This window comes from Planctopirus limnophila DSM 3776, from assembly GCF_000092105.1.
GTDB lineage: Bacteria > Planctomycetota > Planctomycetia > Planctomycetales > Planctomycetaceae > Planctopirus > Planctopirus limnophila.
In genome coordinates this window covers 1280169-1300490 of the sequence record NC_014148.1, presented here as the reverse complement: position 1 = coordinate 1300490, position 20322 = coordinate 1280169, and the positions used below count along the sequence as shown (strand labels likewise).

16 protein-coding genes and 1 riboswitch are annotated in these 20322 nt (G+C 53.8%); of the genes, 12 read left to right on the top strand and 4 right to left on the bottom strand.

Annotated features, from left to right (window positions below; translation table 11 throughout):
• The first annotated feature begins 604 nt into the window (after positions 1-604).
• The 3 genes from PLIM_RS05320 (at position 605) to PLIM_RS05310 (ending at position 3673) form a co-directional block, all read left to right on the top strand.
• Positions 605-1087, top strand: a complete 483-nt coding sequence (locus tag PLIM_RS05320; RefSeq protein ID WP_013109304.1) for an EVE domain-containing protein — start codon at positions 605-607, stop codon at positions 1085-1087.
• Positions 1084-2226 carry a lysylphosphatidylglycerol synthase transmembrane domain-containing protein gene (locus tag PLIM_RS05315; RefSeq protein WP_013109303.1) on the top strand — a complete coding sequence of 381 codons (1143 nt, stop codon included), beginning with the start codon at positions 1084-1086 and terminating at the stop codon, positions 2224-2226. Before PLIM_RS05320 ends, PLIM_RS05315 begins: the two co-directional genes overlap by 4 nt.
• A gap of 133 nt (positions 2227-2359) precedes the next feature.
• On the top strand, positions 2360-3673 hold the full coding sequence (locus tag PLIM_RS05310) for a hypothetical protein (RefSeq protein ID WP_013109302.1): 1314 nt from the start codon (positions 2360-2362) through the stop codon (positions 3671-3673).
• 427 nt (positions 3674-4100) lie between these two features.
• On the opposite strand, the gene PLIM_RS05300 is transcribed toward PLIM_RS05310, so the two are convergent.
• The 4 genes from PLIM_RS05300 to PLIM_RS05285 form a co-directional block, all read right to left on the bottom strand.
• A complete protein-coding gene (locus PLIM_RS05300) occupies positions 4101-4649 on the bottom strand; it encodes a histidine phosphatase family protein (RefSeq protein WP_013109300.1) in 549 nt (182 codons plus the stop codon).
• A gap of 237 nt (positions 4650-4886) precedes the next feature.
• Positions 4887-5723: an adenosylcobinamide-GDP ribazoletransferase gene (locus PLIM_RS05295; protein ID WP_013109298.1), complete on the bottom strand. Its 837-nt coding sequence runs from the start codon at positions 5721-5723 to the stop codon at positions 4887-4889.
• Between the two features lie 266 nt (positions 5724-5989).
• The gene (gene cobT / locus PLIM_RS05290) at positions 5990-7051 is read right to left on the bottom strand and encodes a nicotinate-nucleotide--dimethylbenzimidazole phosphoribosyltransferase (RefSeq protein ID WP_013109297.1); all 1062 of its coding nucleotides are present in this window, start codon (positions 7049-7051) and stop codon (positions 5990-5992) included.
• A 3-nt stretch (positions 7052-7054) separates the two neighbouring features.
• Positions 7055-7615 carry a DUF6580 family putative transport protein gene (locus PLIM_RS05285; protein ID WP_148226986.1) on the bottom strand — a complete coding sequence of 187 codons (561 nt, stop codon included), beginning with the start codon at positions 7613-7615 and terminating at the stop codon, positions 7055-7057.
• 189 nt (positions 7616-7804) lie between these two features.
• A riboswitch (cobalamin riboswitch) is annotated at positions 7805-8003 on the bottom strand.
• 619 nt (positions 8004-8622) lie between these two features.
• Here PLIM_RS05285 and PLIM_RS05275 point away from each other — a divergent pair.
• The 9 genes from PLIM_RS05275 to PLIM_RS05230 all read left to right on the top strand — a co-directional run bounded on the left by PLIM_RS05275 (position 8623) and on the right by PLIM_RS05230 (position 20311).
• Entirely contained in the window at positions 8623-10911 is a 2289-nt protein-coding gene (locus PLIM_RS05275) for an efflux RND transporter permease subunit (RefSeq protein ID WP_013109295.1), read from the top strand.
• A gap of 482 nt (positions 10912-11393) precedes the next feature.
• A complete protein-coding gene (locus tag PLIM_RS22460; protein ID WP_013109293.1) occupies positions 11394-13700 on the top strand; it encodes a DUF1559 family PulG-like putative transporter in 2307 nt (768 codons plus the stop codon).
• A 331-nt stretch (positions 13701-14031) separates the two neighbouring features.
• Positions 14032-14790 carry a DUF1559 domain-containing protein gene (locus PLIM_RS05260; RefSeq protein WP_148226985.1) on the top strand — a complete coding sequence of 253 codons (759 nt, stop codon included), beginning with the start codon at positions 14032-14034 and terminating at the stop codon, positions 14788-14790.
• Between the two features lie 189 nt (positions 14791-14979).
• Positions 14980-15351: a BlaI/MecI/CopY family transcriptional regulator gene (locus tag PLIM_RS05255; protein WP_013109291.1), complete on the top strand. Its 372-nt coding sequence runs from the start codon at positions 14980-14982 to the stop codon at positions 15349-15351.
• Positions 15348-16487: a M56 family metallopeptidase gene (locus tag PLIM_RS05250; protein WP_013109290.1), complete on the top strand. Its 1140-nt coding sequence runs from the start codon at positions 15348-15350 to the stop codon at positions 16485-16487. The genes PLIM_RS05255 and PLIM_RS05250 overlap by 4 nt, the downstream gene beginning before the upstream one ends.
• 107 nt (positions 16488-16594) lie before the next feature.
• Entirely contained in the window at positions 16595-17275 is a 681-nt protein-coding gene (locus PLIM_RS05245; protein ID WP_013109289.1) for a methyltransferase family protein, read from the top strand.
• 167 nt (positions 17276-17442) lie between these two features.
• Complete coding sequence (locus PLIM_RS05240) at positions 17443-18291, top strand: homing endonuclease associated repeat-containing protein (RefSeq protein WP_041401180.1); 849 nt, start codon at positions 17443-17445, stop codon at positions 18289-18291.
• A 210-nt stretch (positions 18292-18501) separates the two neighbouring features.
• Complete coding sequence (locus tag PLIM_RS05235) at positions 18502-18843, top strand: hypothetical protein (protein WP_013109287.1); 342 nt, start codon at positions 18502-18504, stop codon at positions 18841-18843.
• Between the two features lie 370 nt (positions 18844-19213).
• Positions 19214-20311 carry an isoaspartyl peptidase/L-asparaginase family protein gene (locus PLIM_RS05230; protein WP_148226984.1) on the top strand — a complete coding sequence of 366 codons (1098 nt, stop codon included), beginning with the start codon at positions 19214-19216 and terminating at the stop codon, positions 20309-20311.
• The last annotated feature ends 11 nt before the right edge of the window (positions 20312-20322 follow it).

Sequence of the window (20322 nt, the reverse complement as noted above, 5' to 3'; positions counted from 1 at the left end):
ATGTGAAGTGGTCGCCCTCTTTCGTTGGTGCGGTCAGGCATGCTGGCCCAGAGCTGCAAGCATGGTACAAGAGCCATTGAGTTGTGATGAGTTATGGGAGTCCTATGACCAGGGGGCAAACGAGGACGTTTGACCCCTGCCACCCGGCCGTTGGTGCGGTCGGGCATGCTGGCCCGGAGATGCAAGCATGGTACAAGAGTGGGGCGTGCCGTCCGTTATCATAACGAAATACCGGAAAACCCCTCACCCTGCCCTCTGCCACGCAGACGTGGGCGAGGGTTCCAGAGGGGCAAAGAGCCACCTTACAGAAGAAATTCTTGCTCAGGCTGGCCAGACTTTTCCTGAAAGTCTTTTCACAGATTCGAACTCAAGCTACCTTCACAGCTCGTCATGGAAGTGAGACTGTTACGGATTCCAGTGTTCGACTGCGGTCCTTGGTATAGGGTGGCTAGGGCCAAACGTCTTCGCAAACCCCTAATTCGTGCCGAAAATCGCTGGGGGTTCGAAGACTCAACCCCAGCCAAAATCTGCACATTTGTTTATTAGAATCCGTGTAACAGTCACTTCCATTGTTTTCGTTTCCACTTCATCGTTGAGCCACGTTATGGCAGATCCGGTTCGCTACTGGCTCTTTAAATCCGAGCCAAGTGCATTTTCGATTGATGATCTGGCGGCGTCTCCCAAGCAGACGGCCCTGTGGGATGGCGTCCGTAATTATCAGGCGAGAAATTTTCTGCGTGATGATGTGCAGACAGGCGATCTGGTCTTTTTTTACCACAGTCGAGAAGAGCCGCTGGGGATCGTGGGAACCATGAAAGTTGTGCGTGCGGGTTATCCCGATCCCACGCAATTCAACCCCGCCAGCAAGTATTACGATGCGAAAAGTCCGCCCGATGCTCCGCGCTGGATTGGTGTTGATGTCCAATTGATGCAGAAGTTTCCTGCCGTCGTTACTCGCGATCAATTAGCCGCCCATCCCAAGACCGCCAGTATGCTGGTGATGAAACGTGGCATGAGATTATCGATTCAACCTGTCACGCGGAGTGAATGGTTACATGTGCATCAACTGGCAGGAGTTCGCCAGTGAGTGTTCTATCTTACCTGCCCATCCGGTGGTTCAAGTCTCATTGGTTCTGGCTGAAGTGGCTGCTGGCGGCGGCCCTGATGTCGTGGCTGGTTTCTTCCAACTGGAAGAACCTCGCGAATCTGAGTGAGCGGCAAATTCGCTGGGATTTCTTCGCACTCGCTTTTGCCACCTGTTTAATTGGTGTCGTCCTGACGTTCTTCCGCTGGTACCTGCTGGTGCGAGCTGTGGATCTCCCGATGACACTCAAAGAAGCGTTTCGTCTGGGTTCTTTGGGGCTGATGTGTAATTACATTGGGCCGGGTGCCGTGGGTGGCGATCTCATCAAGGGGATGATTCTTGCCAAAGGGCATCCGGAACGTCGGGCGGCGGCGGCGGCTTCCGTGATCTATGACCGCGTGCTGGGTCTGGTGGCACTGGTGATTGTGGGTGCTGCTGCGGCACTTCTGCCCACGACGTTGCCCTTCAACGCTCAGTTACAACTCATCATGACGTTGACGTGGGTGGCGGCCGGTGCCGGTATTCTTGGCCTGGTGGTGATTCAATCTCCTTTTCTTCATCGCTACCACTGGGATCGATTTTTCAGCCGCTTTCCGGTGGGTGGCAAGTTGGCCCATCAGTTGTTTCAGGCGGCCACGCTCTACAAAGACCGAACTTCGACCATTCTCGCCTGTATCGGGATCAGCATTTTCGGACATCTTTTCATGCTGTTTTCCTTTTACCTGTGCGCAGAAACCATTCGCGGGAATGATCCCATTCCGGATCTTGTCGCTCACTTAAGGTTTATCCCCGCTGCGGAAGTCTTTGGTGTGCTGATTCCGACACCGGGTGGAATGGGTGCACTGGAAGGAGCGATCAAAGCGTTTTACTCGCTGACGGTCGATCCGAATGATGCTGCTGCCGTGGCTCGTGCTGCGGGGAATGGGCTGCTGATGGCGATCACCAGCCGGGTGATTCAAGTAGCGATCTCGGCGATTGGATTGATCTACTATTTTGCGGCACGTCGGGAATTTGAGGCTTTACCATCTTTGGATGAAAACCCGGATTCTGAGACAGAAAGTCCGCAGGATCCCCACCAGGTGGTCATTTCCTCAATCCTGACCGATCCCCCCTCGTTGACAGAGCCAGCAGCACCACGCTAGAACGGAGATTCGAAAATTGCGGTCTCAGCGGAGTCTGGGGCGTTGGTAGGAGTTACCGACAGGCGGCTTGCGTCATGGAATCGGGAGGACGCACCCCTTTGCCGTTCGCGATTTCCAGATCCGGGATCGCACCATGAAGACGTATTTCAAGCTCTCGCGCAGCACCATGGCCTGGCTACTGGCATTTGCCGCCAGCTTTGGCAGCACAGCAAGTCCTGTCCTTGCCGGTGAATTCTACTCGAATTACCGCACCAGCTATGCCCCCAGCTACTATTCCACTCCCACAGGTGGGGGCTGGGCGACCTATTACTTTCCTGCCGGCCAAAGCTCTGTGGTGAGCGGGCAAAACTCTGTCGTGACCAGTGGCTACGCTTGGACGGGGAACTCCTGCAACAGTTGTCAGACCGCCAGCTACGCTGTTTCTTCATGCGACTCCTGCAATCCCTGCGGATGTAATCCGTGTGGGAGCGGCAGTTGTGGTACTGCCTGCACAGGTGGTAACTGTGCGAATGGGAACTGCACGACCAATATGGCTCCTTCGGGAACACCTACACCCATCCCCGAAACCACACCTCCGCGGAGTAATCCCACAACAACTCCACGCAATAATCCGCCAGAGACCTTTGAGCCGATTCCTTCGCGCAATCCTTATTCACCACCACCACGTAATACGTTTGACGAGCCGGAAATCACTCCAGTGACACCTCGCGAATCGACACCTTCTCGAACAACTCCTGAACGCGATGGATTTATTCCGCGGAACACGGGAAGCGAAGCACCGATGTTCGATGCACCGGCGACCACCAATCCCACTAATCCCACCAATCCATCCTCACCTGGCCGAAGCACACTTCCTGCCGGGCGAGATCCGATGATTGACCCCATGGGCCGGGAACCTTTTACTCCCAGCCGATCGAATCCACCAGCCAGTAGTGGCGCGGGTTCTGCTCCACTGGATAATTCGGCAACACCTATGCCTCCCATGAGAAGGCCGGCACCGACGACAGAACCTGCCGGTGGCTCGACGGAGTTTGGTGGTTCCTTCCGACCGAGTTATGAAACACCTGCTGCAGTTCCAGCCGACGCAGCGGGCAATAAGGTCGAGACCAATCCCACCAAGTCCAACAAAGTTGAGACCCCTGCGGATGCTGCTAAGCCTGATGCAGCCAGTCCTGATGGTACCAAGCCTGGTTCAACTGACAGTTCAATGAAAGTTCCTGCACCAATTGATTTCACACCGATCTCGCCAACGGAGAAACCTGCTGCGGAAGCTCTGCAGCTCGATGAGCGGTTTATTGCTCAAAGCGAGGTTTCGTTCCAGAGAAAGGCCGTGATCATCAAGCGTACGCTGCCGGCTCTGGTTCGCACGGTGGTTCGCCCACAGACCGATTGGGAACGCAGCCTGGAACCACAAATCAGTCTGGCTTCTTCGCTGGTGGCCAAGTAACGATTGGTGGCCAAGTCACTCAGTGCTGCCTGTGGTTGCGAACGGAGTGGCTGGGATTAAACGTCCGCATTTGCCGCGAGGTCATGGGACTTGGTTGATGGTGGCAAACATGCTGAAAAGTTAGAACAGCACGTTTCGGATGCATTGGCGCTGGTGACGTCAATCAACCAGGGGGCGGATGAAGACATCCGACCCCTGCCACCCTTCCAGACATCAAATGTTACGTTGAAGGGCGCAAAGACCACGCCCTTCCGCACTGTATTGTTTTTTGGGTGCTCCAGGGACGTGCCACCCAAGGGCGTGCCATGCGTCATCACAATGAGATACGGGAAAGACCTTCACCCTGCCCTGTCCCAGGAGGACATGGGCGAGGGTTCCTGATGGATAGACATGGCACACAGTGCGATGTCATCCCATAGAAAACACGTTACCACTTGACTTCAACAATTTCGCCCGGGTTAGGAATGAGTTCCAGCCACGCGCGAACTTCCAGTCCGAGTAACAATCCACGTATGGCGGCAATGCAACCACCGTGGGTCACAGCCAGATATCGTCCATGAGTCGGAAGTGACTGGCACCAGTCCCAAACTCGATCAGCGAACGAACGAGTGGTTTCACCTCCCGGCGGGGCAAAGGTTTCGGGCTGGTCGATGAGGCCATCCATGGCTGTACCTGTGGCTTCATAAATGGAAGTCCACTGCTGGAGTTCCCAGGCGCCAAAGTTTCTTTCCATCAAACGATGATCGAACTGCACAGCTTGGCCCATCTTTTCGGCCAGTGTATGGGCCAGCTTCGCACAGCGACTGAGTGGGCTGGAGTACAGCCCATCAAATGGCTTCTGTGAGGAAATGTTCTGTGCGATCCGGAAGAAATCGTCCTGCCAGGTCGAACGTAGAGGAATATCGCTCTGGCCATAACAGATGCCGCGATAAGAGTCACAAACGGTCGTGTGGCGAAGCAATAGCAGTGACGGCATATCTCATACCCATCGCGGAACGTCATAGCGAGTCGAGAGTCTATCAGGCATGCTTGCGAATTTTAGTGACCAGGGGGCGGATGAAGACATCCGACCCCTGCCACCCGGCCGTTATCAGATGTGGCATCAAAACGCCAAGACCACGCCCAAGATTGGATGACAAGGTGTGTAATAGACAGCCCAGAGCTGCAAGCATGGCACACAAAGTCGTAGTGATGGCATATCTAACTTTGGCAATCAACGAGGAATCGATGCTGTCAGCACCAGTAGTGTCATGATCTGCCCGAGGTAACAGCCGCAGCCGAGGACATCGCCTGTCAGGCCGCCGATCTTCTGAACTGCGTATCGGCCCCAGAGCCATCCGCAGATGGCAGAAAGGGACACAGCCGCAGCCAGTTTCACGCTGATCGTGATCACTTCCCACTGATCGGCAGCAGTTGTCAGCGTTACGGTGAACACAAATATCAAGGTGGGCAAGAGCCACAAGGTCCCTGCCAGAAACATTCCCGGTCGAACATCACCGGCAATATCTTTCGATAAGCCATCGCGACCACTGACCAGTGGATAGAGTGTCCGCATGACAAGAATCGTCCAGCGGCCAATCGCACCCGAACTGGCCACCAGGGCCACGACCAGCAGTAACTTTTCAGGTGTCACGACGAGACTGCTGATGAGACTTGCCCGGAGAGTAATGGCCAGAATCAGCCCCAGAGCACCGTAGCTGCCCACCCGGCTATCTTTGAGAATTCGGAGGATATCGTCCCTGGTCCAGCCTCCACCAAAGGCATCACAACTGTCAGCCACGGCATCTTCATGAAAGCCACCGGTGGTGAACGCTTCGAAGGCCAGTGCCAGCAGGGCAGCCACCAGCGGTATCCAAGCAAAACAGGCCAGACCGTAGACCGTGCCCGTCAGGAATGCCAGCAGGCCACCGACCAGCGGATAGTAGATGATTGAGTGTTGCAGAATGGCCAGATCGGCGCCTGGCTGATGCATGCCGCCGGGGACTGGAATGCGTGTCAGAAACTGAATTGCTGACATGAGTGCATGCCATTCGAATAACCAGCGGGACATGTCCTACTTCCTGATCGATGGGTGAACTCAGCGATGAATTGTCGTTGGAGGCGAACCTCTATGTTTCTGGGAAGTCATGGGGCGTGGAGAGATTAACAAGCATGCTTGCCCAGAGCTGCAAGCATGGCACAAAGGCTCGGAGCTGCAAGCATGGCATGGAGCTTTCAATGATCGAAGTCCAGCGACCTGGGGGCAAACGAGGACGTTTGACCCCAGCCACTCGCTGTTTAGCTACCCGCTGTTTGGCCACACAGTCAACCGGCTCCTTATGTCCTGGAATGAACCAACTCTGTCTGCAACTGGGCGATCGTGGTCATCTCGGAGAGGATGGCACAGGCGGCATCGAGCATGGGCATCAGCAGCAGGGCTCCTGTCCCTTCACCCAGTCGCATCTGCCAATTGAGAAAAGGATCGAGCTGTAAGAACTTGAGTGCAATGGCATGACCTGGTTCTGTCGAACAATGAGCGGCAATCCAGTTGCGACGACTCTCTGGCCAGAGAACTTCGGCCATGAGAGCCGCTGCTGTGGCAATAAATCCATCAAGAATCACCACCATCCCGAGTTGCGATGACTCTGCAAAAAAGCCTGCCAGAGTTGCCAGTTCGACACCAGTCACTTCGGCGAGTTGTTTTCGCAATTGACCCGTCCCGTGCTGTCGTGCGCGCTCGACAGCCTGAGTAACGACTTGAGTTTTTCTCTGAAGTGTTTCGTCATCAGCGCCGGCGCCGCGACCCACGACGAGTGCTCCACTTTCGTTACAAATCAGGCTCGTGAGGCAAGCGGCGGGAGTGGTGTTGCCAATTCCCATTTCACCACCGGCCACAATTCGAAAACCTTGAGCAGCGACTTCCCGGGCAATCTGTCGTCCTGCGGTCAGTCCCTGCTCGAGTTCATCGACGGTCATTGCTGGTTGTTGCGCCAGGTTGCGCGACCCCGGCAGCATCCAGTAATCTCGACGGACCGAGGACGAACCTTGATGTCGCAAAGCTCCGCCACGAAAGGAGCCGACATCGAACACTTCCAATGAGGTCGAAGTCGCCATGGCCAGAGCGCTGGAAGCTGCTTTCCCCTTGGCGATGGTGTCGAGCATGATTTGCGTGATCTCGCCGGGCCAGGCGGTCACACCTTCGGAGATGACGCCATGATCTCCGCCGAACACGATCAGTTTGCGTGGCGAGGAGACTGGTCGCAAGGTCTGCTGGATGCGGCAGAGTTCAAAGGCGAGATCTTCGAGTCGGCCCAGACTTCCCGGCGGTTTAGCAAGACTAGCAAGATGCTCACGAATCACCTGATTCGTGAGCGGTTGAGGACGATGATCTTGCGACAATTCCTAGACTTCCGTCGTCTGGCGCGAATTGTTCCAGCCAGCCACTACAGACTCAGCGAAATGCCAGCCACCAAAGAGGACAGTGGTGAAGAGCAGATCACTCATCACGGAATTCTGGAAGTAAGGAATTGCCAGAATGTAGTTCTCCAGGAACCCTTCTCGTGTATGAGGATAATAGGTCCACCAGTTCGCCAGATTCGTGATCAGAAAGAACTGGATGGAACCTGCTAATGCGGCCCCCGCAAGAACCAGGGGGTTGGAATGTCCACCGACCCAGCGGCCAATCAGCACATTGATGAGAAAGCAGCCGTAGACCACGGGGACCAGAGAGTGGAAGCCGATGAAGGCATCCGAAATGGTGAGAATGGCGATGGGAATCAGGAGTGCAAACCACCGTTGGGTCAGAAAGGCACCGCTGAAGAGGGCGACCGCTCCCACGGGTGAGAAGTTGGGAGGATGTGGGATAAACCGGGCCAGAATGGCCAGCAAGACCAGTGCACACATGGCAACCAGACGGACTTGCTGTGACGACTCAGATTTCACCACAGATTGACGATCGCTCATAACTTCCACCAGCATTCAGGACGAGGGCACAACCAAGTCTCGTGCAGGTGGACGATCGAAGCGCAAAGAGAATCAGCCCTGAGATCTCCTGATTGCAGCCAGTCGGATCAAGTGACCTGACTCCGGCAATGGGGAACTCTCAAGATGTTGACTTCAAATCACTCCGATCAGCAGCCTGTGTCCGAGACACCGATCAGCAAAGTTCTGGCAGGTCTTCTGACTGACAGCATGAGGATCTGTTCGTCTTCCCACCCCGGAGTGATCATCCGTGGGCAGTGACATTATGAACAGATCAATAGCTGATCACAGCAGCGGCCCTGTGTCGGAATTTCGCCGACTTCCCTCTTACCTCGTTGGAAAACTCACGGGATGAATCTCATCTGTAGGATGAGTTTCTTCGAGTGGGCTTTCCTCGGAACCTGAACCTGATATGCGGGAGAGTAACGATCTGCCGGCGCGGATGCCACTGTTTCGTTGCTGAATCAGATTTTCGCGATGATCCGCAGGTGTTCCGATTTCTTGAACCAATGAAAGCCACAGATTTCGTCTGGCAGATTCGGCTTGGACGAACGAGGCAAACTTTTCAGCCTGAGTAAAATGTTGGACTCTCTCCGATCATGACGACCCAGGGGATGACTCTCGTAAAGTGCTGCGACAAATGCCGAAAGCAACACGGATGAATGTCGTAGCGAATCAACCTTCCTGAGAAGTTCAGTGGAAGATTCGCCGTGAATCGTCAAGCGGTTGTTCGACCGACAAGCGTTATGCATGGATCGATCAGGCACTTGCAGATTTTCATTCTGGTGTGAATTCGGCCACACCAGGTGAACATGCTGCACGCTGCACAAGCAACTCGTGCTCCTGAGAACTATCCAGCATCATGTTTCAATCAGTCACACCCACCTGATGCCTTGCGACGACTTTCAATCATGTGATGTTCACGAGACGAGCGGTGGCAGCAACCCTGTGTGATGCCACAACTGCTTTTCGCAGGGAATGGCTGGCCCATGATTTCGACCCTGTATGCTCGCTACTACAAACACATGTTGTGGTTCGTTGCGCTCACATTGCCCCTGTTCTGGTATCAGGCCGAGTCGATCAAGTCGAATAACGATATCGAAACCTGGATGCCCCGGGATACCGGTGTCCGCCAGATCTACGAACAGTTCAAGCTCGACTTTGGTGCTGAAGAAGTCATTCTGATCGGTGCCAGCGCCAAAGAACTTTCGAACGACGCGATTGAAGCACTTGCGGGTCGATTAGAGCGTTTGCCAGGCATTCGCTCCTGCTGGACGCCGGGACGACTGGCTTATCGCATGGAGGCCTTAGGCGTCTCTCCCGAAGAAGCTCATGCCCGGCTCGAAGGCTTATTGACCAACCCTGATAAAGATATGGTCGGGCTCTCGGCGGTCCTTTCGGAAGCCGGGACAAAAGACCGCGCGGGCACAGTGGCTCAGGTTCGCGAAGTTCTTAAGTATTGTCAGCTCAATTCGGCGCATGTGGCACTCACGGGGGCCCCTGTCATTGTGACCGAGCTGGATACACTCGGTAATGCGAAATCTGGCCGTAAGTTCTTTGCGATTACGTTAGCGATCTGCCTGGGGTTACTTTACTTCTCGCTGAGGCATTGGAATTTGTCTCTGGGAATTCTCGGTGTGACCTTATGGGGGATTTTCCTGACTCAGTCGATCATCGCCTGGTGTGGCGGCGAGATGAACTTTATTCTCGGTTCACTCTCCGTCCTCGTGATGATCTTTACGCTCTCGATCGCAGTGCACTTCGTGAGCTACTATAGCGATGCGGTTGCCTCGGGTGAGGCTAAGCCACTCGACCATGCCTTTAAGGCCTCGTTTAACCCTTGTTTTCTCTCGACTCTGACAACATTGCTGGGCCTGGTTTCGCTGAATGTCAGCAGTATTCTGCCTGTGGCGCAATTCGGCTATGCCGCAGCGACTGGTGCTGTGGTCGCGATGGTTGTCGGCCTGGGCCTGACACCGGCTCTCTTGATGGTCTGGCCAGATTGTGCTGTGAAGTCCTTCCGCATCCATCACGTTGATTTCGACTGGTGGGGACACTTCGTCAATCGACATCGTCATGGCATTCTGGCTGTGGCTACTGTGATGCTGTGTGTCGCCATGGTCGGGATTGTTCGTCTGCGGCCCGATGTGGATCCGGTGGACTTTCTGCCCCGAGACAGCCAGGTGCTGGTCGATCTCGGACGGGTTGAAAAGAAGCTGACTAATGTCGATTCGATTGAAGGGGTGGTCGATTTCACCGGGAAGAATCTCACCTTTGTCGATCAACTGCAGATTGTCAGAGAGTTGGAAGCCGTCCTGCGGCAACAGCCGGGCGTGCGGCATGTGTTGAGTCTGGCGACATTCTTCCCCAATGAACTTCCGGATGGGGCTCTCGCGACTGCCCGGATGTTTTCCACTGCACGCAGCTATCAGGGTGAAGATGGTCTGATCGCTGCCGATCAGCAGTTGTGGCGAGTTTCGATACGAGTGGAAGACAACGCGATTGTCGGCGGTGGTGCCGATCGTGTGCTGCATAGTATTCAACAAAAAACTGCCGGCTTTCCTGTGCATTTCACGGGGATGACTCCTCTATTAGATAGTGCCCAGAAGGAGATTTTCAGTGGTTTCTGGGAGAGCTTTACTGCGGCAGTTCTGACCATCAGCCTGGTCTTCCTGATCTCGCTGAGATCGTTCGTGGGTACCTTGATTGCGATGGTGCCGAATATTGTCCCCATTTGGCTGGTCTTCGGCTCGGTGGGCTTTTTCGGGATGCCGGTCGATATTGGCATGATGATGACGGGGAGTATTGCCCTGGGTATTTCGGTCGATTGCACGTTCCACTTTATGGTGCAGTACAATCAGGCTGTCAAACTGGGTGCCACTCCATCTGAAGCAGTACGTATTGCACTGCAGCATTCGGGCGAACCAATGCTCGATTCGACTTTGATTTCGAGCACAGGGATGCTGGCACTCTGCCTCAGCAGCTTTGCTCCGACGGCTCGGTTTGGCTGTCTCATGTCGGCCCAGATGATTGCTTCGATTCTGGGGGAACTGGTCTTTCTCCCGGCACTTCTCTGTTGTCTGCCAGAAAAACGCAAGGCAACGAACACTTCTGCAGCGTCAGAAGAGTCAGCAGAAAGCTCTGCGACGCCTGGCGACTTGGCACACGATGAGATCGAGCCGCAGATTCATCGCCTCCCGGCACCGGCACCACATATCGGGCACATCGGCCGAGGAGCAAAAGCGCCACGACGAGCCGACAGCTCGTTCCTCAACTAGCGAGGATGGATCGCAGTTGAGTGCCGTAGGGTTCGCTGTGTGGATCATACTCCGCTGTAAAGCCGGTCCGCACAACGGACAATTCCGGGCATGGCTACCAGACGCATGAGGCGGCCCTATGGAAGCGGCTTTCATGATCCGCACAGCGGACCCTAAGGTGCTTCACAGTGGCAGCCTGAATAGGTGCGTTGGTATGTACCTTGCTACTGAAGATGTCGCCGGCGGTGGTGCGCGGAAGATGGTCCGCACAGCGGACCCTACGATGCTCAAACCATTCCCGAGTGAAAGACGCCGTCCCTTAGTTCTTGAAAAATTGATCTGCAGCGACTTGACCTTCTGATGTCGGCGCGGAACGATTCGTGGCTGTTCCTGTGCCTTCCGGCTGCAGCCATTGTGTTGGCACCATCTCTACAGACGGGGACTGATCGGGCTGATATCCGTTTCATTTCTTTGCAGAGCTAGTACAGCTTTCGAGGTGAGTGATGCCTTCATTATCTTTCGTGATCGCTCGATTGAATCAATTTGGCTCGTCTCGTCGTACAATCCAGAGGTCATGCTTCTGGGGTTGGCGACTCTCTTTACTTGCCATGCTATCGCTGATCACCGGCTCAGCTGTAGCGGCTGAGCCTCTCCCGGAAGCGAAGTATCTTCCGGAAAAATCAGTCGCCATTGCGTCAATCAAAGTCAGTCAGCTCTATCACTGGAAACCAGTACAACTTGCGAAAGAACTCGGAGCCTTCGATGAGGCTGATTTCGGTCCACTTCCATTCACGATCGAAGATTTCAGCAAGATTGATCGGATTGTCGTCGCCCTCGATCAGAACTTCATCAATGCGATCGCGAACGATTTCGGATTGGAAACTCCCCTCAGCGGAGCAGCAACTCAACATGCACCGGATCCACATAATAATCTTTTGAATATTAGCCTTGCAGCACATAACTACCATGAGCAAAACGGCCGATTTCCCCGCGCCAATGGCGATGGAGAAGGTCGCCAGACAGGTTTAAGCTGGCGGGTGCACCTCCTTCCTTATCTGGATGAAAACACGCTCTATCAGCAATTCCGGCTGAACGAACCCTGGGATAGCGAACATAATAAAAAACTGATCGCCAAGATGCCGCATTTCTACAAGTCGCCTGGTGTCAAAGTGACTGGTAAGACTTCGATCCATGTGATCACCGGCCCTGGAACTATCTTCCCAGACGATGCAAAGCGTGGCACAGCCATGGGTGATATCAGCGATGGAACCGCCAATACGATCATGGCCGTTCAAGCTGATCCATCGACAGCGGTCGAATGGACAAAGCCGGGTGGGTTGCCGTTCGATCCCAAAAATCCGAAAGGATCGCTCGGCCCAATTCCCGAAGCTGGTCTCTATATAGTATTGGCAGATGCCAGCGTTAAGAAACTTTCTGCAAAGGTATCCGGGAAGGATCTAGCCGCTTTCATCACGCCTTCGGGAGGCGAACCTGTTGATATGGAGGTTTTAGGCAAATCTCGGCCAAATTTTCGGTTACTTCCAACGGTCGTCATAAGTCCAACGGTCGTCATCAATCTTAAAGAACCGTTTGAGATGTCCCGAATCGAGGCGTTTTTCGACGAAAAGCTGACTGTTGGAAGGCATACTATCTACTGTACCCGTGGAGTCGGCTTATGGCCTACCACGCCCTATGCTCCCACCACATTTGTACTAGGGTCGATTGCGGATCTGGAGGCGAGGCTGAAGGGGAACACTATCACCACCATCAAGCCATCCCCTCTGGTGGCGCAATTGGATCCGGGTGCCGATTTCTCCATGGTGGTCAGCCTGCAGGCTCAGAAACCGCTGCTCAAGCAACTGGTAGGACAGATGCCACAACTGCAGGAGTTACTCGATTATCAGGTGCTCACGCAGAGCTTGCGACTTACGAATCTTAACCCCGGAGACAAGATCCTCGTATCGACCGGAACCTGTGCGAGCGCTAAAGTGGCTGCTACGAAAGCTGCCGAATTGAAAAATCAGATGCAGCTGGTCCAGACACTTCTCCCGGCATTAGCGAACGATATTCCGAATGCGGACGATCGAAAGTTGATGACCAGTCTGGCCACAGGACTGAAGGTGGAACAGGTCGGCAATAAAATCACGACTTCGCTGGTCGCTCCTCAAGGGATCGAAAGACTGCCCGACTATTTCGATACAGCCATTCGGCAGGCCATTGCAGCTGCAGACGCGACCAAGCAACGAAATCGTCTCAAACAAATTGGTTTAGCATTTCACAATTCACACGATATTTTCAATCGCTTTCCCTCTTCGTCTCGAACCACTAATCCAGATGATTCCAAAGCCTTGAGCTGGCGCGTGCATATTCTAGGCTACCTCGGTGAAGCTGAACTTTATAATCAGTTCCGTCTCGATGAGCCCTGGGATAGCCCGCACAATCTCAAACTGGCTGAGAAAATGCCCTCAGTTTATAAGACACCCGGTGTGAAGGACGCCAACAAGACCTCATTCCACCTGCCGGAAGGAGCGGGGATGCCCTTTGATGCAGCGAAGGCACCCCATCTTCGAGACTTTACCGATGGTCTATCCAACACGGTGATTGTGGTTCAGGCTGGCGCGGATAAAGCCGAAATCTGGACGAAACCCGGCGGATTACCAATTGATCCCGAGGAACCCCTGAAATCACTGGGGCAGATCAGCGAGAAAGGGATTCTTGCTCTGAATGGTGATGGTTCGCTGCGAATGATTCCCGCTTCCGTCGATACCAAGACACTGCTCAATCTCTTGAGACACAACGACGGAAAATAGCCATTCTTCTCTGAGAATCCGCTGAAAACTCAAGGCTGGGAAAAGCCGCAAGCGTCAGAGTCATGCACTCTCATAAAGGCCTGAACAGAGTTTTCTACTGGTCAGGCCGTGACTTCGGCAAAAACGGCTTGACGGAAATACTACAACTTTAGTATTTTCCGCCCGCAAATTGGTTTTTGGCCATTTTGCTCATGACCTTATCAGGAAAGGATTCCTCATCAGGACGTTACGCCCCAGCCACTGCTGCATTCCCGCGTCAGGACGCACTGGGCTGTCAGGACGCTCTGGGCTGACGATTCTTGAGTTGCTGGTGACCAGCGGAATCCTCTCTGTGTTGACTGCACTGCTGTTACCAGCCGTGATGGCAGCGCGGGAAACTGCACGGCGTATGGAATGCACAAGTCATTTGCGTCAGATCGGGCTGGGGCTGCATCAGTATCACGAGACACATTCGTGTCTTCCTTCCGCCTGGCTGACAGACTCTCAAGGAAAAACGGCTTATGGCTGGGCGGCTGCTTTGTTGCCGTTTGTCGAACAGCAGGCCACATCAGCAGTGATTCAGCGACAGGTGGGATTGAGCGATGTTTCTAACGAGCAGGCCCGGTCGATTGTGCTGCCACTTTTGACCTGCCCTTCCGATGTCGCACCACCGGTCTTTGAGCTTTATGAACCTGGGCTGACAACACCTTTCCTTACGTTGCCGCATGCGAGTTATCTTGGTGTTTATGGGACTTCAGAAGCTGATGAAATTCGTCCGACTCCACCTGGGGACGGTACCTTTATTAACGGGCGCCCAGTGCGTTTATCCGAGTTAACCCGCGGCCTGAGCCAGGTGATGATCGTGGGTGAGCGATCGGTTTCTATGTTTGATACGACATGGATTGGTTTTGATCGCCGGGATGAAGATGCCGAATGCCGGATTTTAGGAAGCGCGCTGCAACAGCCCAACTGCCAGACCTGTGATGAATGTGAGTTCAGCAGCCGGCATGCAGGTCTGAGTCATTTTCTATTCGGAGACGGCCATGTGCGTGGCCTCTCGAATTCTATTGATCAGACGGTCTATCAACAAATGGCGCGTCGTTTCGAGTAAGTGGCACCTCATACGCATCGCAACTTGAAATAGCGAGTTGAAGATCGCAAGAACATGCTTGCCCAAAGCTGCAAGCATGGCACACAGATCGCATTTTCTAATTGGAATTCGTATCACGTATTTAGAAGCAATCAGCTGTTGGCTTCCGGCAATATGGATAGGAATCAACAGGCGTAGAGCGGAGATTTTATGACGGTTTATCTGACGCGCGGCGAGATGGAGATTATGGATGTCGTCTGGGATCGCGGGCAGGCCAGCGTCCAGGATGTCTGTGATTCACTGCATCGCCCGCTGGCCTATACGACAGTGATGACTGTCCTGAAGACACTGGAGTTAAAGCGTGGGGCTTTAAGGAAGGTCAAGGTGGGCCGGGCCTTCGTTTATGAGCCAGTCGTCTCCAGAGAAGAAGTCTGCCAGACGATGCTGGGGCAACTCCAACAGCAGCTTTCCAAATTGTCTGTCAAATCATTGGTGCTCAATTTAATACAGAGTGAGAAAGTTTCTACAGAAGATCTGGCTGAGATCAAAAAGGCTATCTCCATGCTGGAAAAGAGATCATGAACTCAGCTCAATTTCTGGAATTTCTAGTCTCGCTTTCCATTCAGGCCACAGTAGTTGTCGGTATTACGGAATGGCTTTGTCGCGTTTCCCGATGGCCACAGGCACAATACAAGCTCTGGAATTATTGCAATCTCCTGCTTCTATTGATGACTGGCTGTGGTTTGCTACTGCCTCATTTGCGAGTGCTGACGAATCCATGGCAAGTCATGAGTCCAGCGGCCTTGCAGCAACTGGTCTCTGTTGAACAATCGCTTGGTCAGCTGGCTCTCGTCATCTGGGGGACAGGAATACTCTTGTCGTTCATCATGCTCGCCTCGGAGTGGATGATGGTGGCGAGGTTTCTCAAGTCGTGCCGGCCGGCGACAGAGAGTGAAGTGAAACTGGTTTTTCACGACCCAGCTAACAATTTGACCAGTCGAATCCTGCAACCGAATGCTTCGATTCAACTGTTGATCAGCCAGCGTTTCAACAGCCCGTTCTGTTATCAATGGCATGCACCAGTTCTCGTGCTGCCAGAATATTTACTGAGCCTGCCTCAAGACGAAACCACTTTCATCACCCGCCACGAACTCTCCCATTTACGCAGTGGTCATCCACTGCAGTTATTTATTGAGCGTCTGGTAATGACATTATTCTGGTTTCATCCGGCGATCTGGTGGGCTTCACGGCAATCGATGCTAGCCAGGGAATATGCCTGCGATGATGCGGCCATTTCCGCGCGGTATGAAGTTGTGGGATATCTCAAAACATTACTCGCTGTGGCGGAACGGGGATTTCATAAAGAGCCTGAAGGATCGGCTCTATACTTCGGCAGCGGTAGTAACATGATGGCGTTGCGGGGGCGAAGAATACTGGACCGCTTTGAGTCAGCAGCAGAGTGGTCGCAGCCAGATCAACGTGCCAGGTGGTGGCCATTCCATCTGCTGACGGCTATGGCCATTGTCACCTGGTCTTTCTGGTTGCCCGTCGATGCACTGGCTTCATCGCGAATGCAGTGGTCTCCGTGGCCTGGATGGTCAGCCGCTGTTCTGCGAACGATCGATATCCCCGCCCGGGATTATGAACCTTATGACCGGACGACTCGCCTGCATGAACTGTCGCTGGAGTTCAGCCAGCCTCATGCTTCGTCGCAATAACTCTATTAATAACCCTGGCCCATAAAAAACACATCTTCGTTCAGAGAAATACTAGAAACTTAGTAGAGACAACGAATTCACCACCCTTTTGGCAAAGGATCTGCCCGATGAGAACACTGGAAACGACAAACATTCCCTTCCAAGCCCTTCCCGATATTGGCCATGTGGCCAGTGAATACCTGACAGTCGGCGAGTTCGAGCGCCGACGTCGCCCTTTGACGATCGTTTTCGGTCTTTTCGCCATGACGACCTTATTAGCGACAGGAAGTGCCTGGCCGCTGCATGGTGTCATGCGAGAGCTTTTCTTCTTCATCGGGATCTGTATGGCCGCTATTGGTATGCTCGGTCGTACCTGGAGTAATCTGTTTATTTCGGGATATAAAACCAGAGTTCTTGTTCAATCCGGCCCCTACTCGATCTGCAGGAATCCCCTCTATTTCTTCAGCGCGATTGGTATGATCGGGATTGGTCTGTGTTCAGAGACAATCCTGCTCCCACTGGTGATGCTCCTCTTTTTCTCGCTGTATTACCCATGGATCATCAGTTGCGAAGAGGTGCGACTCTCGGCTGCTCATAACGAAGAATATCAGGAGTATTGCCGGCGCGTTCCCGCATTCTGGCCCAAGCTCTCTACCTATGAAGAACCACAGTCGTACACTATGGTCCCCCGGGTGATGAGAAAGAATATTGTCGACACGTTCTGGTTTGTCGCGCTGGCGGCGATCGTACATATTGTTGCTGACCTTCATGAGACCCATGCATTGCCTGAGTTTTTCACGTTCTGGTAAATGCGAGTGTGGAAGGCAGGCGGGGGCCTGCCCTATATAGATCAATGCTGAATGTCCGTCGCTGACGCTTCCGGCTCGTTTTTGGGGGCGAGTGATGTTCCCTTGAGGAATGGGAAGGTGGGTTGCGCGCAACATGGGCTGGTTCTATGAGAGGGTATCTCGTGTGAGTGGCTTTGTGGAAAATTGCCAACGGCACCCTCGAAGGGACTATTTCGAGGCCTGAGATTGCTGTGAAGCCCAAAGCTGCCGAGATATTGAGAAGTCTGCGAAAACTGGTGGAGCGTCTGGGGCCGGAGATTTCTCTGCAGCGGTTTACGCGCGAGACGGGGATTTCGACGACCAAGGTCTTTGCGCACTGGCAATCGTGGAGCCATCTGCGGCGTTATGCCGGTCTGAAGCGGCGTGCTCCGATGCCGAAGATTTACACCGATGAGGAGTTGCTCCGCGAGATGAATCGCGTCTGCGGGGAGATCAATCATTATCCGACGAGGAGTGAATTTGACCGCCTGGCGCGGTTGAAATGGCAAACTCTGGAACGTCGCTTCGGGCCTAAAGAACAGATCATCAGGGTCTATCGCGAATGGCTGCATCCTCATCAGGCGGGACTGTCGAAACCTGAATCGGAAGGGATAGCGGAAGCCAAAGATGGATCGCGCATTGAGGTTCCTGAATTTCTGCGGGGTTGTCCGCTGGATCATGAGCCGACCATGATCCCGGGGTTATTTTTGCCGGTATTTACCTCTCCGACCACTTCTAAAGAGCAGCCCGGTTCGCCGGGGCGAGGTTTGCAGGGTCATACTTCCAAGGGTGGGTTGGTATCGGCAGTTCCTGAGGATGAACGACCCAGGCCCGGGCCTGTGGGTCAAAGCCAGCCGCCAGTGGATCGTGAGCCGCGACGAGGTGGCTACGGTCGTGGGGAGTTTTTCCTGACTCCTGAGGAACGCCAGCAGTTGCTCAAGCTGCTGAGAGAGCATGAGGCTAAGAAGGCTGTTGAAGAGGGGCTGGCGGAATCGTAGGAATGAGTTGGCGGTAATTTGTGATCGAATGGCGAGGGAGCTTCAGATTTCGCTAGTACGGTAAGAGGCCATTTGCCATGATTTGGTGGAATTGAATGTGGGTCGGCCCTCTTTGTTATTGGGAGGAGCACTGCTGGGCAAGCCAGCAGTGGGGTCCCGGCAGGGTTGCCTAATGCTCTCTAATCAAGAGCGTTAGTCGTGGAGTGAAAAATGTCAGGCACAATTCATATTACTGAAAAAGACATTTGGACATCTGGATCAGTCGCATTTTGGATAATCGTCGAATTCACATGGCAACGACTTAACTCTTCCGAACAAGAGATTCTTGAGGAAGCATATTCGCCATTGCGACAGGGTTTTGAATTCATCGTTCTCGACGAACTTGATAAAGATACTTTTGGAGTATTCTTCCGAAATTGTTCATCAGCGTTCGAGGGATTCAAGGAGAATCGCAGTACTACGGACTTCCCCGATGAATTGTTTGATGGAGTAGTCAATTGCTGGGAAGAGTTTCTTAGCACCTTGAAGAAAGATGATCGTTTCGATCATTAGTCGTATTGTTTCGCAGGGTGGCTTCGGTTGAAATACTGTGCTCTATCGTGGTGGTAACGCTGCAGGAGGGCATTTGCAGAGGTGTTCTTCGGGTAACGAACCTCGTCTGTTTCCGGCACGAAGGTCGATCGGGACGGGCAATCTGTGACGAACAGCGGGTTATGGTCCGCACAGCGGACCCTACTGAATGCCCGTCGCTGACGCTTCCGGCTCGTTGGTAGGGGCCCATGGGCTCAATTCACAGAGGGTTGATGAATTTCCTGGCGATTTTTGCGATAGTTCAAATCGTGAGAAAGATGCCCTGGCTGCTGCCGCCGGGGCGGAGTGGTGCAGCGAATCCAGGTTCAGCCTTCAAATGGAGTCATTGACGATGCGGGGATCACATGCTGGTGGTGGGAACTGTATTCGACGTGTCTGGCTCAAATGGTGCCTGGTGCTGGGTGTGCTGGCGGGGTGCAGCGAATTCGGGTTGAGGGTGGTCCGGGGACAGGAGATCCAATTGGATAACGTCGGCAGTGATCTGATTATCGAAGATGTGGTGCTGGGTGTGCATGGCGGCACGGGCGTTGACAAAAAGGACATGACTCCCGAGTTGGAGAAGAAGATTCGAGCCGGGCTGAAGGCTGCTCTTGAAGCAGGAGCCAAGCGACTCAAAGAGCCCAACGCGTTGCCTCTGGATGGCCTGGAAGCCGCGATTCGAGTGCTGGAGGATGATCCGAACTTTAATGCCGGTCGAGGGGCGGTCTTTACTCATGAAGGCCGTAATGAACTTGATGCTTCGATTATGGAGGGGACGACCAAGCGGGCCGGTGCCGTTGCCAGTGTGACCATTGTGCGGAATCCGATTTCTGCTGCACGGGCTGTGATGGAAAAATCAAAGCACGTGATGATGATCGGCCGGGGTGCGGAAGTTTTTTCGACACAGCAGGGTCTGGAGATTGTCGATCCCGCCTACTTCTGGACAGAGAGCCGGTGGAAAGATATCAGCCGGGTGTGGGCTGAAGAAAAGAAAAACGGCGGCCGAGCTGATCTGGAGCCCAAATCGAGCACTTATTTTGGAACAGTCGGAGCGGTGGCTCGCAACAGCCAGGGTCAGTTAGCAGCCGGAACATCGACCGGCGGTATGACGAACAAGATGTTCGGCCGAGTGGGAGATTCGCCCATTATTGGTGCGGGGACATACGCGGAGGATGGCGCTGCAGCTGTCTCCTGCACCGGGCATGGAGAATTTTTTATTCGCTATGGCGTCTCGAAAGAGATCGTTTCGCAGATCAAGTATCGCGGCCTCAATGTTCAGCAGGCGGCTCAGGAAGTGATCAATCGCCAGTTGAAGGCGGCTGGCGGAGAAGGTGCGGCCATTGTGCTCAACAGTCAGGGTCAATGGACAACTTCGCGCAATTGCGAGGGCCTGTATCGCGGCTGGATCAATTCCCGGGGTGAGATCTTCACACGCCTGTACGAGGAATAACGGACTCGAAG